General features: G+C 60.7%; 16 protein-coding genes. 12 read left to right on the forward strand and 4 right to left on the reverse strand.

Going from position 1 to position 15393, the window contains the following annotated elements; translation table 11 throughout:
- Positions 1–73: 73 nt before the first annotated feature.
- Positions 74–409, reverse strand: a complete 336-nt coding sequence (locus ACTHXA_RS00350; protein WP_441668191.1) for a hypothetical protein — start codon at positions 407–409, stop codon at positions 74–76.
- A gap of 116 nt (positions 410–525) precedes the next feature.
- Here ACTHXA_RS00350 and ACTHXA_RS00355 point away from each other — a divergent pair, with 116 nt between their 5' ends.
- From ACTHXA_RS00355 to ACTHXA_RS00375, 5 genes are read left to right on the forward strand one after another with little or no spacing between them, the layout of a single operon-like run.
- On the forward strand, positions 526–1350 hold the full coding sequence (locus ACTHXA_RS00355) for a carbon-nitrogen hydrolase family protein (protein ID WP_441668193.1): 825 nt from the start codon (positions 526–528) through the stop codon (positions 1348–1350).
- A 53-nt stretch (positions 1351–1403) separates the two neighbouring features.
- Positions 1404–2222 (forward strand): ABC transporter ATP-binding protein, encoded by an 819-nt coding sequence (locus tag ACTHXA_RS00360; protein ID WP_441668195.1) that lies wholly within the window; start codon positions 1404–1406, stop codon positions 2220–2222.
- Entirely contained in the window at positions 2198–3751 is a 1554-nt protein-coding gene (locus tag ACTHXA_RS00365) for a hypothetical protein (RefSeq protein WP_441668197.1), read from the forward strand. The genes ACTHXA_RS00360 and ACTHXA_RS00365 overlap by 25 nt, the downstream gene beginning before the upstream one ends.
- A 51-nt stretch (positions 3752–3802) precedes the next feature.
- Positions 3803–4087, forward strand: a complete 285-nt coding sequence (locus tag ACTHXA_RS00370) for a DUF3039 domain-containing protein (RefSeq protein ID WP_441668199.1) — start codon at positions 3803–3805, stop codon at positions 4085–4087.
- Positions 4088–4090: 3 nt separating this feature from the next.
- The gene (locus ACTHXA_RS00375; protein ID WP_441668201.1) at positions 4091–4627 is read left to right on the forward strand and encodes a MarR family winged helix-turn-helix transcriptional regulator; all 537 of its coding nucleotides are present in this window, start codon (positions 4091–4093) and stop codon (positions 4625–4627) included.
- Here the strand turns inward: ACTHXA_RS00375 and ACTHXA_RS00380 are convergent.
- Entirely contained in the window at positions 4624–5169 is a 546-nt protein-coding gene (locus ACTHXA_RS00380; RefSeq protein WP_441668203.1) for a MarR family winged helix-turn-helix transcriptional regulator, read from the reverse strand. The two genes, ACTHXA_RS00375 and ACTHXA_RS00380, sit on opposite strands and share 4 nt — an antisense overlap.
- A gap of 184 nt (positions 5170–5353) precedes the next feature.
- Here ACTHXA_RS00380 and ACTHXA_RS00385 point away from each other — a divergent pair, with 184 nt between their 5' ends.
- The 6 genes from ACTHXA_RS00385 (at position 5354) to ACTHXA_RS00410 (ending at position 11189) form a co-directional block, all read left to right on the forward strand.
- The gene (locus tag ACTHXA_RS00385) at positions 5354–6154 is read left to right on the forward strand and encodes an ABC transporter ATP-binding protein (RefSeq protein ID WP_441668205.1); all 801 of its coding nucleotides are present in this window, start codon (positions 5354–5356) and stop codon (positions 6152–6154) included.
- A complete protein-coding gene (locus ACTHXA_RS00390) occupies positions 6151–6933 on the forward strand; it encodes an ABC transporter ATP-binding protein (protein WP_441668207.1) in 783 nt (260 codons plus the stop codon). The genes ACTHXA_RS00385 and ACTHXA_RS00390 overlap by 4 nt, the downstream gene beginning before the upstream one ends.
- Complete coding sequence (locus tag ACTHXA_RS00395) at positions 6930–7811, forward strand: branched-chain amino acid ABC transporter permease (RefSeq protein ID WP_441668209.1); 882 nt, start codon at positions 6930–6932, stop codon at positions 7809–7811. The genes ACTHXA_RS00390 and ACTHXA_RS00395 overlap by 4 nt, the downstream gene beginning before the upstream one ends.
- Positions 7804–8952, forward strand: a complete 1149-nt coding sequence (locus tag ACTHXA_RS00400; RefSeq protein WP_441668211.1) for a branched-chain amino acid ABC transporter permease — start codon at positions 7804–7806, stop codon at positions 8950–8952. The genes ACTHXA_RS00395 and ACTHXA_RS00400 overlap by 8 nt, the downstream gene beginning before the upstream one ends.
- A 92-nt stretch (positions 8953–9044) precedes the next feature.
- Positions 9045–10295: an ABC transporter substrate-binding protein gene (locus ACTHXA_RS00405; protein ID WP_441668213.1), complete on the forward strand. Its 1251-nt coding sequence runs from the start codon at positions 9045–9047 to the stop codon at positions 10293–10295.
- 147 nt (positions 10296–10442) lie between these two features.
- Positions 10443–11189, forward strand: a complete 747-nt coding sequence (locus tag ACTHXA_RS00410) for an SDR family oxidoreductase (RefSeq protein ID WP_441668215.1) — start codon at positions 10443–10445, stop codon at positions 11187–11189.
- Positions 11190–11263: 74 nt separating this feature from the next.
- Here the strand turns inward: ACTHXA_RS00410 and ACTHXA_RS00415 are convergent, their stop codons facing one another.
- Positions 11264–12505 (reverse strand): acyl-CoA dehydrogenase family protein, encoded by a 1242-nt coding sequence (locus tag ACTHXA_RS00415; RefSeq protein ID WP_441668217.1) that lies wholly within the window; start codon positions 12503–12505, stop codon positions 11264–11266.
- Positions 12506–12517: 12 nt separating this feature from the next.
- Positions 12518–13603: a phosphotransferase family protein gene (locus ACTHXA_RS00420; RefSeq protein WP_441668219.1), complete on the reverse strand. Its 1086-nt coding sequence runs from the start codon at positions 13601–13603 to the stop codon at positions 12518–12520.
- A 126-nt stretch (positions 13604–13729) separates the two neighbouring features.
- Between ACTHXA_RS00420 and ACTHXA_RS00425 the strand changes: the two genes are divergently transcribed.
- Positions 13730–15391 carry a class I adenylate-forming enzyme family protein gene (locus ACTHXA_RS00425; protein ID WP_441668221.1) on the forward strand — a complete coding sequence of 554 codons (1662 nt, stop codon included), beginning with the start codon at positions 13730–13732 and terminating at the stop codon, positions 15389–15391.
- The last annotated feature ends 2 nt before the right edge of the window (positions 15392–15393 follow it).

Here is a 15393-nt window from a genome sequence, read left to right on the forward strand (position 1 = left end):
ACAAGACTGGGCTGGGATGCACACGACAGTGTGCATCCCAGCCCAGTCTTAGGTGCGGGGCGAACGCGACCCTTTAGCGGGTCTGCTCGTCCTGGTCGTCGTCCGACTCGTCGTCATCATCCGAGTCGTCGTACTCGTCTTCGTCGAGGAGGTCATCCATGTCATCGAGTTCGTCGATCCACTCTTCGAGCAGGTCTTCGGCGTCGTCCTCATCCTCAGCTGCCTCGAGATCGACCGTACCGCCACCCCAAATTCGAGCGGAGACTCCGATCGCTGCGGTATCTACCGCGGTGTCGTGCACGCGTTCTTCGAATTGAGTAGCAAGCTCCACGGCCTCGTCCTCGCTCTCTGCTTCGACGACCAAACCAGTGACAATTTCGTAGCGCATGAGTACGGCATATTTCGCCATGACAGCATCCTCTCGATCGCGATGCCCCGTGCACCGCCCGACACTGACGCTAGCGCGCAAAATGGCTGTCGACAAGCATTCGGGCTCGGCCAGTCTCCAGTGCGTATCCTGGCGGCATGTCCGATGTCTTTGCCTGCGCTGTCAGCCAGTTTTCTCCGACCCTAGACCGCACCGAAAATCTCGCCACGTTGCGCGAGCACGCGCAGCTTGCTGCTGAGCGCGGGGCCAAGCTTTTAGTGGCCCCAGAATATGCCGCAGCCTTCGATAAGCAGCTCGGCGAATGGATGCATGACGCGGCGGAACCACTGGACGGGCCCTTCCTCGAGGGGGTGGCGCGGATCACCCGTGAATTCGGTCTCACGATCATCGCGAGCCTGTTGGAACGTGATGAAACAGCATCCAAACCCTTCAACACGGTGTTTGCAGTGGCGCCTTCGGGCGAGTTGCTCGGCAGCTATCGAAAGGTGCACCTCTACGACGCGTTTGGTGCAGGGGAGAGCGACTGGCTCGCGGCAGGTGATGCGGATGCGGCGCCCGTCGTGGTCGAGGTGGCCGGCTTCCGGGTGGGTTTGCAAACCTGCTACGACCTGCGATTCCCGGAAGTGAGTCGCAGGCTCATTGATGCCGGGGCGAATGTCCTGGCCGTTCCCGCGGAGTGGGTCCGCGGGCCACTCAAGGAGTTCCACTGGAACACGCTGTTGCAGGCCCGGGCGATCGAGAACACTGCCTACGTGCTCGGGGCTGACCAGACTCCACCGGTTGCGGTCGGTCGCTCTGCGATTATCGACCCGCGCGGTATCGAGATTGCCGCGCTCGGTGCGGATCCCGGCATTGCGGTGGCCTGGCTTGATCCGGCAGTACTGGAAGCCACCCGGACGCAGAATCCAGCACTGCGCCTTCGTCGATATGGCGGAGCGAGAGTCATCCCCACGACTGACTGAGATCCTCGGCCAGCCGAGATTGTTTTTGGCCGGATATTGCTAGCGTTGACTGAATGAGTGACGAGGCTGATTCGAAGCAGGACCAGGCGCCAAAGCACGCGCCCGCGCAGGGCGATGTCGCGCTGCGCCTCAGCGGCCTGTCGAAGCGATTTGGCAGCACTCGCGCTGTTGAGGATGTGACCTATACCGTCGCCCGCGGATCGTTCTCCAGCATCGTCGGGCCGAACGGTGCCGGAAAGACGACGACGCTGTCAATGATTTCCGGGCTGCTACCGCCGAGTTCCGGCAGTGTCGAGGTGCTCGGTGATGACGTTTGGCGCGATCGCGCCGCCGCGCAGCGACGCATTGGTGTGCTGCCGGATCGGTTGCGGATGTTCGACCAGCTCACCGGCGCGCAGTATCTCGCCTACGTCGGATCGATTCGTGGGCTCAGCAAACAGGATGTGCGCAGTCGCTCGGAGAGCCTGCTCGACGCCTTCGATTTGCGGGACAATGCGAATCGGCTCGTCGTTGACTACTCCTCTGGCTTGCGGAAGAAGCTCGGGCTTGCGGCCACGCTCATCCACCAACCGGAGCTGCTGGTCCTTGACGAACCACTCGACGCAATCGACCCGGTATCGGCAACCACCATCGTTGAGGTGCTCGAGAGCTTTACGAACCGCGGGGGAACCGTGCTGTTGTCGAGTCACTCGATGGAATTCGTGCAGCGAGTGAGCGATCACATCGCCGTGATTGTGGATGGAAAACTCATCGCCGAGGGGGACATGGACGAGGTCCGCGGGGAGCTCACACTGGAGGAGCGCTTCCGCCATATCGTTCGAGGTCCGGAAGAGACGGAAGGACTGGATTGGCTCGACATCTCGTTCCGCTGACTTGGCGAAGCATCGCCCAGTCCTTTTCGCCACGTGCTCAAGTCGCCGGGAGTGCCTGGCTGGGACTGATTATCGTGGTGCTTGGGACGGCATTCATTACGGCCGTCTTGATGCTGCTTCGTGACACTCCGATTGCAACCGACCGATTACTACGCGGTGGGCTCGTGGTGGGTATCGGTATCGGTTGCTTCGTGACCGGAGCGATCACGCATCCTGCCGACCCCCTCGATGAGCGGGCGGTGGCACTCCTGGGGAAGGCCCCGGGGCGAGCTGCCTTCGGAACCTTGCTTGCGAGCATCCTGACTCCAGCGCCGCTGGTGCTGCTAGGCCTCTCCGCGGTAGTGGTCGCAGTCTCAATGCCCGACGCCGAGCCGGGGTTGATTGCCGCGGCCGTGGCGCTCGTCTGGCTGACCTGGCTGCTGCTCGCACGGCTCGGAGTGCGCACCGGGCGGGGGATGAGCGGGCACCGGTGGGGTCGTGAAGCGTCGAGGCTGGCGGGCTATTGCCTGCTGCTGGTCCTCGCGCCATTGTCCTATGCACTCCTGTTCTTGCCGTGGCAGGAGGCGCTCGAGATTGGTGGTCAAGCAGCGACCCAGTCTATCGAGTGGATTCCGCCAGCCAATGTGCTGCTTGCCGCTGAAATCTCGCGGCCGCTGATTGCCTTCCTGAGCACCGGCGCGCTGGTGATCGTGCTGTTGCTGATCGAAGTGAGTGTCGGAACATATTCTGCGCGACGTGCCATGCGCGATGTAACCCCGGGCGGCAGCACGAGGCTCGGATTCTTCCGGAATGCGGCAGGCTCCGGCACCCGAGCCATTGCTGCCCGAATCGCGCTTGCCTGGTTTCGGGACGGTCGCTACGGTGTCGTGCTGTCGACCGTCATCGTGGTGCCGCTGCTGTTTGTGATCCCAATTGCGATTGGTGGGCTCCCGCTTGCCTGGCTATCGCTCTTGCCGGTGCCAATTTTTGCGTTCCTCCTTGGCTGGTCGCTCCACAACGACACCGCCTATGATTCGACGGCGCTATGGTTGCACGTGACAGCCGGTATGCGCGGCGTGGTTGACCGGGTCGGTCGATCGATCCCGGGACTCGCGTTTGGCGCCATTGTGGTGATCCTTGGATCCGGGGTGACCGTGTGGTTTACGGGTGAACTCATGACGGGTGTGACCACCCTCGGAGTATCGCTAGCACTGTTGGGCAGTGCCACTGGCGGTTCCGCAATCATGTCCGCGTGGCGGCCGTATCCGGTGGCCCGACCGGGTGATTCACCGTTCTCGCAACCGATCCGAAGTTGGGGTCCGGCCTTGGTCGCGCATCCCTTTGCCGGGCTCATCGAGATTGTGCTGTGTGGTCCGGTGATTTGGCTGTCGATTCTCGCGGTGCGGGATGCCGAGTGGAACCTCGCTTGGGGAACGCTTGGCCTGGGCTTAGCTAGCGGTGCGATCCTTTGCATGATTGGGCTATACGTTGGCGGCTGGGTGTTTCACAAGCGTGCTTGGCGGCTGCTCGAGTTCTCGCAGAGCTATTAGAGCCCTGGCAAGGTCGCGTGCCGGGACTCGATTTCTCGTAGACTGAGGGGTATGGCTCCCAACAACCCCACGTTCGATCCAGGTAGCGATTCGCCCGCCGGCGGCACCGATGTGCTTGACCGCGAGCTCGAGAAACTGCTCGAAGACGAGCAGATCGACGAGGGCGATCACGATAAGTTCGCGCACTACGTTCGCAAAGAAAAGATCACCGAGGCAGCCGTGACCGGTAAGCCCGTGCGTGCACTGTGCGGGAAGAAGTGGTTGCCGCAGTCAAATCCGGACCGGTTCCCGATCTGCCCCGACTGCAAGAAGATTTATGAGCGGATGCGCGGTTAGGTCGTGACGGACGACCCCAATCGAGAAGTCTCACCAACGATAATTCGGGCAGCGGATTTCACCCGTGCCTCGAATGAGTACCTTCGCAAAGAATTTCCAGAGTCCGATGAGGCCATGCTGCAGTCGGGCTTACTCGTGCTCCGCTTGGCGAACGCATTTCAACAGGAATCGGAGCGGCAAGTGCATCGACCGCTGGACTTGCGGTGGACTGGGTTTTCGACCGTGTTTGCGTTGTCGATCTTCGGCAAGCTCGAGGCACGCACCCTGGCACGAATCATCGGTGTGACCCGTCAGGCGGTCTCGCTCGTCATCACAACTCTCGAGCGTGACGGTTTCATCACCCGCACCACCGGTGAGGACCGACGCACATTTGTTATTGAGCTCACCGATCGAGGTCGAGAGGTCGCGAAGAAATCGTTGAGTGGTCAGATCGGCGTAGCCAAAGAATGGTTTGGGGGCCTCACTCCGAGCGAACTTGAGCAGCTTACGCACTTGCTGGAGCGGGTACTGAGTACCCGCTCCAGCAAGGTTGCCGACTAAGCACGCCGGTGCGGGCGAGGTCGATGCAGGAGCATCTTTTGTAAAAGTCCCACCATCTGCTCCGCTTCATCGCGAGTGAGTGCTTCGCCCCAGGCTTCCTCCCGATCCTGATTCTCGCGGTACATCACCTGAAGAATTGTTTCGCCTCCGGTGGTGAGGGAGATAATCTGCCGTCTTCCGTCATCGGGATCCGGTTGTCGATGCACGAGTCCCTTTTTCGTCATCGTATTGAGCAGGCTCGACATGGACGCGGTTGAGACACCTGCGATTCGTGCCAGCGATTTCGGATGCGTGGGGCCGATCGATTTCAGTGTGTAGAGCAACTGATATCCGGCCCAGCTCAGTTCGGCAGTGTTGTAGACCGCGACCTCAAAATCTCGGACGATGCGGTTCGATGCGCGCATGAGGTTGAAAATCAAGCTCGTCATCACGAGGTCCGCCGTGCCATCCGACATGTCGAGCGCTGCCTCACGAGCGAGAGCTTCGTACTCACCGGGCGAGATGCGTCGACTCTTCGGCGCCGTTGTCGATTCTTGGTTCATGGGCTAATTCTCCCCCTTGGGCAGCAAGTGTTCGCTGTGTTGAGTCGATCACCGCGCCATCAAGGCAGTTCGAAATGGAAGGTTGAAGGCGATTCGACTCAATGCTATCTTGTAAGAACTCTAGCTAGATGTCTAACTAGATTAAGTTCACCCTTGGAACAATGCAGTTTTGAAAGGGAGCAACATGCTCGAAATCACGAATCTCGCTGTCACGTACGGCGGGACCCTTCCGGCACTGAAGGATGTGAGCATCGCAGTGCCGGAGAAGGGCGCGGTCTCATTGCTAGGAAGCAACGGCGCGGGCAAAACTACTTTGCTGCGTTCGGTATCGAACAACCTCAAGCGACACAGCGGGAAAATCGTCGGTGGGGAGATTCGGTTCGATGGCGAACTGCTCAGTAAGCGCGACACACCATCCATAGTGGGGATGGGAGTTGTCCAAGTGCCGGAAGGGCGCCGTATCTTCGGACGCCTCACCGTGGAGGAGAACCTCCGCATCGGCGGATTGCGGCAAGGCCGCAGGTCACTCGAAGAGACGCGAGAACATGTCTACGACCTCTTCCCTCGACTGCAGGAACGGGCGAACCAGCGCGGGCTGCTCCTGTCCGGTGGAGAACAGCAGATGCTCGCCATCGGGAGAGCGTTGATGGCAAAGCCGAAGTTGCTCATGCTCGACGAGCCTTCACTTGGTCTGGCTCCCCTCATCGTGGAGCAGGTTGGCGAAGTTATCCGGAAGATCAATGTCGAGGGCACCGCAATTCTCCTGATTGAGCAGAATGCCAACATGGCGCTGGGAGTTACGGACTATGCCTACGTGCTTGAAGGTGGCCGGGTATCGCTAGACGGCGACACTCACGAATTGCGTCAAACCGATGAAATCAAGCACCTCTATCTCGGTCATGGTGGTGGCGACGCTGCGGTGGACACCACGGCTATCAACGCCGTGGCTGACAAGAAACTTGCACCGTGGGAGGGAACTCGATGAGCGCTCTGCTCGATTTCGAAGGGGTCGAAGTCCGCTTCGGTGCGGTCAAGGCACTGGATGGAGTAACCTTCTCCGTCCAGCCCGGCACAATCCATTCAGTGATCGGACCAAACGGTGCTGGCAAGTCGACGCTCCTCAATGTCCTTTCGGGCGTGTATCGCACTCGTGCTGGACGGGTGGAATTTGACGGAAAAGACATCACGCGAATGCGAGCCGACCGCATCACGCGCCTCGGCATCGGTCGCGCTTTCCAGAACATCGCCCTCTCAGGTGATCAGACCGTGGAAGACAACTTGATGCTGGGGCGCCACTCGCTGATGAAATCGGGTTTCATTGCGAATGGCTTGCGGTTGCCGTCGGCAGTACGGGAAGAACAGCGTCACCGTGCGCGGGTCCACGAGATAGCCGACTTCATGGACCTCAGCGACTTTCTCAATAATCCCGTCGGTGAGCTTTCCTACGGTGGACAGAAGCGAGTCGAAATCGCACGTGCCCTCGCCATGGAACCAAAGCTGCTCCTCCTCGACGAGCCGGTTGCAGGCATGAACGCCAACGAGAAGCGGTATGTGGGTTCGCTGCTCAAAGTTGTGCTTGAGTCCCTCGACGTGACGATACTTCTCGTCGAACACGACATGGAAATGGTGATGTCCATTTCCGATCAAGTCACCGTCCTCGATTTTGGGCGCAGTATCGCAAGCGGAGTGCCGAAAGAAATCCAAGAGAACCCTGACGTCATCGGTGCCTATCTCGGCACCCCGGCTACGAAGGAAATGCCGTGATCGACATACTCATTGCTGGCCTCTCGCTCGGCGCGGTATATTCGCTCGTCGCGCTTGGCTTCGTCATTATTTACAAGACCTCAGAGGTCCTCAACTTCGCCCACGGCTCGTTTGTGGTCGCAGGCGCCTACATCACCGCTCGTACGAGCGAGGTGTTCGGATTCTTTGGTGCCGTGGTCGCAGGCATCCTCGGTGCGGCGTTGCTTGCAGTGATCGTCGAGCGAGTTCTCGTCCGACCAATTCGAGATGCCTCCATTATTTCATTGACGATCATGACGATCGGGCTCGAAGTCATCCTGAACACCGAACTCGTTCGGCAGATCGGTGTGGATATCCTTCCGCTCGGTCAACCGTGGGGTGCCTCTTCCATCATGATTCTCGGTGCGGCCATTCCTGTGAACCGATTGGTGGCAATCGCTACGGCAGTGGTCATCGTCGTCGTCTTCCTGCTCGCCTTCCGCTATTCCTCTTGGGGCGTGTCGATGCGGGCGGCCGCTGAAGACCGCGAAACCGCGGAGCTCCTCGGAATGCGGCTGGGCAAGATCTCGATCATGTCTTGGCTCATTGCGGGTGCACTTGCCGCGATAGCGGGTATCTTCCTCACCGGCGCGCCAACACCGGGATTGGCCCCAACACTGGCCGCGGTCGCGATGAGGGCATTCCCCGCCGCGATCATCGGCGGCCTGGATTCGGTAGGTGGTGCCCTGGCTGGTGGCATGATCATCGGTCTGACAGAGGCCATTGCGACCGGCTACCAGTCGCAATTGGAATTCCTAGGGCGCGGTATCGGTGACGTGATGCCCTTCATCGTCCTGATCATCGTTCTCGTCATTAGACCGCAAGGACTCTTTGGGCGTAAGGAGATAGCTCGTGCCTGACATTCTGCGCAAGAAGCGCACCACGTTCGACTATGTGAAGGCCGGATCGCTCATCGTCCTCGCAGTCATTCTGCTCATCCTGCCGCTTTACATCAGCACCTACTGGTTACAGCTCGGATTTTTGGTCTCGTCGCTCGCAATCGGTGCGATCGGTCTAAATATTCTGACCGGTACGGCAGGGCAGCTCTCTATGGCGCACCCGTTCTTTATGGGCCTCGGAGCGCTCTCTTATGTGGTTCTCGCCGGCGAGCCCGCCGAGACCTCGCTCGGTCCGATTATCGGATTCGGCTGGCCACCGGTCCTTGCGATGGTGGGTGGAGTAATCATTGCGGGAATCGCGGGACTCATCTTCTCACCACTTTCCGCGCGACTTTCCGGCATTTACCTCGCGGTTGCGAGCCTCGCGCTGGTCTTCATCGGGGTGCATGTTCTCAACACCGCGCACGCGCTTTCGGGCGGGTTTAATGGTCGGGCCGCGCCCACCTTCGAACTGTTCGGGCTCGTCTTCGGTGCCAGTGAGAATCCGATCGTGATACTGGGTGTTCCGTTCGGTAAAGCCGAATTGCACTGGTACCTCGGTCTGGTCGTACTCGCAATCGGAATATGGTTCGGAAAAAACCTCCTCAAGTCGAGAACGGGTCGCGCACTCAAGCTGATTGATAGTTCGCCTCTGACCGCCTCGGTTGTCGGTGTGGAAGTCATGGAGAACAAGGGGAAGGTCTTCTTCCTCTCGTCGATCTATGCGGGTATGGGTGGCGTCCTCTACGCGCTCGCCATCGGAAGCATTGCGCCGCAGTCCTTTGATATGAACCTATCGCTCGAGTTCTTTGCGATGATCGTGATCGGCGGACTTGGCTCGATCGGTGGTGCCGTAGTCGGTGCGGCCTTTGTCATCGCGCTGCCACAAGTGTTGCAGGCAAATGCGGCGGCACTCACATTCATCACGCAATTCGGGATCACTACTGCCCATCTGGCGAACTACATCTACGGTGCCGCGATCATCCTCGTGCTCATCTTCAAGCCCACAGGTATCGCTGGACTCTGGCACGACCTCGGTAAATGGATCCGGCGTCGGTCCAAACGAGATTCTGATGACGATGTCGATCTCGAGACCAAGAGCGTGGTCGCCATCGCGAAATAGCGGGGTCCGACTCCACGCCGAATCAGTCCCCACATTCAATACCAATCATCTAATCCAATATTCACCAACCATCCATTCACGACGGAGTGACAATGAACAAGAAAATTATCCGCCAAGCTGGTGCCGTGCTGGGCGCCGCAGCATTGGTTGCGACCATGTCGGCGTGTAGTACCAAAGCCGAAACCGCAGGAACGGGCGGAGCCGACGAGGTGATTACCGGACCAGGAATCTCGGGCACGACCATCACACTCGGCCTGCTCGGCGACCTGACGGGACCTTTCGCGGCCTTGACCACTGAAATGAACAACGGCAGCATTCTGTATTGGGAGCAGGCTAACGCCGAAGGCGGCGTGTGCGGCACATACGATGTTGCGTTCGACACAAAGGATCACGGCTATAACGTCCAGAACTCCGTGTCGATGTATAACCAGATGACGCCAAATGTGCTGGCTTATCAGGCGCTCGTGGGCGGATCGATGAGTGCTGCAGTGCTGGACCAGGCCGAGGCTGACAACCGACTCATGGTGCCGAGTTCGGCGACCGAGCACCTGGCCCAATCCGACGTCGTCCTCACCCCTGCGATGCTTTACAACCTCGATGCGGAACTTGTCCTCGAGTACATGCTCGAGCAAGGCACGATCGCCGAGGGCGACACGATCGGTCTGGTCTACCTCGAAGGCGACTACGGCGAGTCGGCGCACGTCGGCGTCGAGGCCTTCGCCGAGCGCCACAACATCACGGTTGTCGGTTCGCTCGTCAAACCAACCGACTCGGACATGACGGCTGCGGTGAACAACGCACTCGACCAGGATGCGTCGGCCGTCTTCATTGCTTCGGTACCGGCGCACACGAGCTCGGTTGCCACCGTCCTCGAAGCCTCGGGTCAGGACATCGCTATGGCAGGCTCGTGGCCGTCCTACACCGCCTCGCTCATGAATAACACCGGCGGTGAGTACCTCCAGGAGCACTTCACGGCAGGCTCGATGGCGACTACCTTCGACCTGCCCACCGGTGAGCCGATTCTCCCGGCGTATGAGGAGATGTTCGGTTCGACGCCGGAGACCAACCAGGTGCCGATGGGATACGGTACGGCTGCCATGATGCACCAAATCCTCGACAGGGCATGCGAACTTGGTGACCTTACTCCGGAGGGCGTAGTTGCGGCGAAGAACGATCTCGGCACGCTGACCTCTGATGGTGTCATGCCGGAAATGGACTACACGCAGCTGGGCAAGTCGCCGACGCTGGAGGAATTCATCATCGAACTCGATCCAAATGCACCGGGCGGCATCGCGTCGCGAGTCGACGGACTCTACTCGAACCCCGCGGTGACGAACGACTAATTAAGCGCTGAACACGAAGCGGCGTTGTGGTCCTGTGCAAATTGCGCGAGGTCTCGGCGCCGTTTCGTTGCAGTGGTGTCGTTTGATCCGCAGGGTTGGAACGTCACCGTTGTGACGAAATCGGAAGAATGAAGCTGGAGGTGCAGAATGAAGTTTGCGAATAAGGTTGCAGTGGTGACCGGTGGTAGTCGGGGAATCGGCCTCGCGATCGCTCAAGACCTTGTGAAAAATGGCGCCCAAGTCATCATCACGGGGCGGAAGCAAGCGTCGTTGGACGCCGCCCTTGCCAGTCTGGGGGAGCGGGCACAGGCCGTAGCTGGCAAGCTCGGCCAGCCGGAACACGACGATGCCCTGCGTCGGCTGATCGAGCAGGAGCACGGTGGAATCGATTTTCTCGTCAACAATGTCGGCATGAACCCGGTGTTCGGGTCGCTCGCCGACCTCGATTCCGACATCGCGCGCAAGATTCTGGACACGAATGTAGTTGGCGCGCTGGGGCTCAGTCAGATGGCGTATGCACTCGGGATGCGCGAGCGACGCGGTGCCATCGTGAACATCGGCTCCTTTGCGGGGCTGCGTCCGAGCGCGGGAATCGGCATGTACGGCGTCTCCAAGGCCGCGCTGATCGCGCTCACGCGGCAACTCGCGGTGGAGTTTGCGCCGGAGATCCGCGTCAACGCGGTTGCTCCAGCGGCGATCAAGACCGACTTCGCGAAGGCAATGTACGAAGGTCGGGAGGCGGAACTCGCCGCGGCGTATCCGGCCAATCGACTCGGTGTTCCCGAAGATGTGGCGGGGCCGGTTTCCTTCCTACTGTCGGATGCGGCGGCCTGGGTTACCGGGCAGATCATCGCGATCGATGGTGGGTTGGGGCTCGTGAGTCCTGAGGGGTAGTCGTCGAGCACCGTGAACGCGGAGGGGGAGGCAACGAATTTGTTGCCTCCCCCTCCGCGTTTATGCGTGCCGCATTATTGTTGGGCGCGTCCTGGTTCGTACTTGCGCAGTTCGCTGCGTCCGAGCGACGCGAGGTGCGCGGCATCCGGTCCGTCCGCGAGCCGCAGTCCGCGGGCAGCGGCGAACAGCTCCGCGAGCGGAGTGTCCTGGGTCAGTCCCGCGCCGCCGAAAAGCTGGATCGCCTCGTCGATGATCGACTGCACTTCGCGCGGTACCGCAATCTTGATGGCCTGAATTTCGGTATGGGCTTCGCGGTTTCCGACCGTGTCCATGAGCCATGCGGTCTTGAGCGTGAGCAACCGCAGGCTTTCCACCGTGATGCGAGCGTTGGCGATGAATTCTCGCACGGTGCCGTGTTTGGCGAGCGGCTTTCCGAACGCGACTCGATCCCACGCGCGTCGACCGGCGAGGTCGAGTGCTCGCTCGGCCATGCCGAGTAGTCGCATGCAGTGATGGATGCGGCCGGGGCCCAGACGTGCCTGTGCGATTGCGAATCCTTCGCCCTCGCCCTTCAACATGTTGGCGGCGGGGACCCTGACGTTCTCGAATTCGACCTCGGCGTGGCCGCCGTGGTCGTGGTCCAGATAACCGAACACTGATAGGGGGCGGAGCACGCGCACGCCGGGGGCGTCGCGCGGCACTAAGATCATGCTCTGCTGACGGTGCGGCTCAGCATCGGGGTCGGATTTGCCCATCACGATGAAGATCTCGGCTTCGGGGTTCATCGCACCGCTCGAGAACCACTTGCGCCCGTTGACGACGTACTCATCGCCATCACGAGTGATCGAAGCCTGGATATTCCGAGCATCCGAAGAAGCGACCTCGGGCTCAGTCATACAGAACGCGGAACGAATATCGCCCGACAGCAGCGGCTCGAGCCAGCGCGATTTCTCATCCGGGCCCGCAAAATCGCGGAGCATCTCCATGTTGCCGGAATCGGGTGCCGCGCAGTTCATGGCAACGGGCATGAGGTTAGGGCTCCATCCGGAAATCTCGGCGAGGGTGGCGTATTGCACCTGCGTGAGGCCGGCGCCATCCTCGCCCGGGAGGAAAAGGTTCCACAGTCCAAGTTCCCGCGCCCGAGCGCTGAGCCTCTTGACAGTATTCGTGCGTGCCCACGGATTCCCGCCGTCTTGACTGATAGCGGCGCGAATCTCCGCGGCGTGTTCTGCTTCCGCGGGGATGACTTCCTCGTGAAGGAAACGCGATGCTTTCTCAGCGAGCGCGGCGGTCTTGTGATCGATGGAGAACTCCACGGATGTCCCTCTCTAGTTCAGTGTCTCGAATTGTCGTAGGCCCTCAGCTGCGATGGGCTCCGTCATTGCGCCCATGCGTGCGAAGTCATCGCCCACCGCCTTGCCGGTGACGAATCGGTAGTGAAGGCTCTCGGTGATCACCGCGATCTTGAACGCGGCCAGCGCGTGATACCACGGCATGTTCTCGGGTTCGGCAATGCCTCGCTCGTCGAAATACGCGGCCGAGACTTCGTCGAAGGATGCGTAGCCCGCGGCAATGTCCACAGGCGTCGCGAATGCTTCGGCCGTGGTCGGGTGAATCTCGGCCATTCGCCAGTACACGCCGAGGACGGCGAGGTCGGTGAGGGGATCGCCGAGTGCTGACATCTCCCAGTCGAGGAGACCGGCGATACGCGGGATGGGGGCAGTGGTATCAACAAGCGCGTTGTTTAGCTTGTAGTCGCCGTGGAGGATGGCGGAGTCGCTGTCTTCGGGTGCGGTGCTGCCGAGTAGCTCACCGAGTCGTTCCGTGTTCGGAATTTCGCGCGAACGCGAGGCTTCGCGCTGCAGGTTCCAACGTTTCGCTTGGCGGGCGAGGAAACCGGATGGCCGTCCAAAATCGGCGAGGCCGACCGCATCTGGCCGGATCGAATGGAGCCGAGCCAGGACGCGACCGGTTTCGAGGCTGAGCGAGTGGGCTGCCGCAGCGGTGAGCCCTGCGTTGACTGACTTGTCGCCGAAGGGGGTCCCCTCGACGAAGTCCATGACGTAGAACTCGGTGTCCACGCCGGTACCCGCGGAATCAGCCGGCTCGTGGAAGTGCATCCGAGGTACCGGTACGCTCGTGTCGTGCAACGCCGCTTGCACACGAAATTCACGCTGCATGTCGTGAGCGGTCGCCATGACGTGGCCGAGTGGAGGTCGCCGGAGCACGTACTGCCCCGTCTCCGTGTCGAGGAGGTACGAAAGGTTGCTGTGGCCTCCCGTCAGGCGTTTCGCGCCGACGACCGCGCCAAGCTCGGGATGCGCCGATTCGAGCCAGCGTGCGAATCGATCGGTTTCGAGTCCGGGGAGTGATTTGAGGGTGGTCGGCGAACGGCGAATATCTTCGTGCTGCATATCGTTCCTTTCAGTGACCGCGATGTCACACCCTTCCAATATACCTAGATGTCTAGCTAGAAGGCTAATAAGATTGCGAAACGTACAGTCCTTGCGGCAATAGAAGAGGATCAAAGGAGATCTCGAGTGTTGAACGAATGTCAATCGGTAGGACAAGTCGCGGCGTCCGAAAAGTTACTCACCGCCTACGGTGTGCTATCCGCTTCGGTTGCCAGACAACCTGACGCGATCGCGGTGGTGAGCTTCGGTCGTTCGTGGACGTATGCCGAACTCGACCGGGATATCAGGGCTGCGGCGCGGGTCCTGCAGGACGTGGGCTTGCAGCGCGGGGACCGGCTGATTGTTCAGCAGCAGAATGGGCCGCAGTTTCTGATCGCGGCGCTGGCGGCGTGGTCATTCGGGGCGTCGATCGTTCCGGTGAGCCCGATGTATCGAGCCAAGGAGGTTCGGCAGATTGCCGTCGACAGTGAGGCCAAGGCTTGGCTCATGACGCCAAAAATTTGGGATGGGCAGGGGCAGGACACCGTCACGGGCACGGGTATCCGGATCCTGCTCACTGCGCGTACGAGTGAGTTTGTCGCCGGCGCGCCAGCGAGGATCGCGGATGCCGAGGACGGCAATGGTCCACGCGACGCCATCAGCCTTGCCGCCGGAATTGAGGAACAGCGCGATAAATCCAGGGAAGATTCCGCCTCGCCGTTGTCACCGCAACTTTCGGCGGGTGATGAAGCGGTGCTTGCCTACACGTCCGGGTCGACGGGACGCCCACGAGGTGTTGTGATCCCGCATTCGAATCTGATCAGCATTGGCCGAGCCTACGCAGAGGCGAGCGGCGTTGACGCCGCAGACGAAGTCCTGCTCGCGGTGGCGCCGCTCGTACACATCACCGGACTCTCACTCCACATCGGTTCATGGCTCGCCACCGGCTGCCGCCTCGTGCTCGCCGACCGGTTCGAGCCGCAGTTGTTCCTGCAAACGATCCAGGACGAACGGGTCACCTGGGCCACCGGCACCGCAACCGCTTACCTCGCGATGATGAAGGCAGGAGCGGAAAAGTTCGATCTATCGAGCTGGCGATATGCAGGATGCGGTGGGTCACCGATTCCGCCGCAGCTTGCGACCGAAGTCGAAGCGTCGCTTGGTGTGCAACTCGGGCCCGGCTACGGGCTGACCGAGTCGACCGCGGCCGTGACGACCACGCGAGTGGGCGAGCCGACGCGCGTGGACCGGGAGACTGGCATCGTCTCGGTCGGCAGGCCGCTTCCCGGTGTCGAGATCCGCGTGGTAAACGATAGTAATGAAGCTCTCCCGCCGGGAAATGAAGGACTCATCCAGGTCTCCGGGCCAGGCCGAGCGGCCGGATACTGGCGCGATCAGGAGGCGACTGCCGCGGCGTTCCTCAACGACGGCTGGCTGCAGACTTCCGACGTCGGTTTCCTCGACAACGACGGGTGGCTGTATATCGCCGGCCGGCGGAGTCAGGTGATTATCGCATCCGGCTACAAGGTCTGGCCGCGTCAGGTCGAGGACGTGCTGTACGCGCACCCGAGCGTGCGCGAAGCCGCTGTGATCGGCGTCCGCGATGAATATCGAGGCGAGAGCGTCAAAGCCTACGTATCGCTCAAGGAGGAAACATCACCGAGCGAACTCCGTGAGCATTGCAAGGCATCCCTCGCGGCATACAAGGTGCCGAGCACCGTTGAAGTGCTTTCCGAACTGCCCAAGAACCCGAACGGGAAGATCAATCACCTGCAGCTCAAAGATGAGGCGAACTCGCTCGCGCGGTAAGT

Origin of the sequence: Gulosibacter sp. (genome assembly GCF_052090685.1) — a bacterium.
In the GTDB taxonomy this organism is placed as follows: Bacteria; Actinomycetota; Actinomycetes; order Actinomycetales; family Microbacteriaceae; genus Gulosibacter.

Bases quoted from the DNA above. Each gene is read 5' to 3' on its own strand.
- ACTHXA_RS00350 (WP_441668191.1), bottom strand. From the start codon at position 409: ATGGCGAAATATGCCGTACTCATGCGCTACGAAATTGTCACTGGTTTG.
- ACTHXA_RS00355 (WP_441668193.1), top strand. From the start codon at position 526: ATGTCCGATGTCTTTGCCTGCGCTGTCAGCCAGTTTTCTCCGACCCTA.
- ACTHXA_RS00360 (WP_441668195.1), top strand. From the start codon at position 1,404: ATGAGTGACGAGGCTGATTCGAAGCAGGACCAGGCGCCAAAGCACGCG.
- ACTHXA_RS00370 (WP_441668199.1), top strand. From the start codon at position 3,803: ATGGCTCCCAACAACCCCACGTTCGATCCAGGTAGCGATTCGCCCGCC.
- ACTHXA_RS00380 (WP_441668203.1), bottom strand. From the start codon at position 5,169: ATGAACCAAGAATCGACAACGGCGCCGAAGAGTCGACGCATCTCGCCC.
- ACTHXA_RS00385 (WP_441668205.1), top strand. From the start codon at position 5,354: ATGCTCGAAATCACGAATCTCGCTGTCACGTACGGCGGGACCCTTCCG.
- ACTHXA_RS00390 (WP_441668207.1), top strand. From the start codon at position 6,151: ATGAGCGCTCTGCTCGATTTCGAAGGGGTCGAAGTCCGCTTCGGTGCG.
- ACTHXA_RS00405 (WP_441668213.1), top strand. From the start codon at position 9,045: ATGAACAAGAAAATTATCCGCCAAGCTGGTGCCGTGCTGGGCGCCGCA.
- ACTHXA_RS00410 (WP_441668215.1), top strand. From the start codon at position 10,443: ATGAAGTTTGCGAATAAGGTTGCAGTGGTGACCGGTGGTAGTCGGGGA.
- ACTHXA_RS00420 (WP_441668219.1), bottom strand. From the start codon at position 13,603: ATGCAGCACGAAGATATTCGCCGTTCGCCGACCACCCTCAAATCACTC.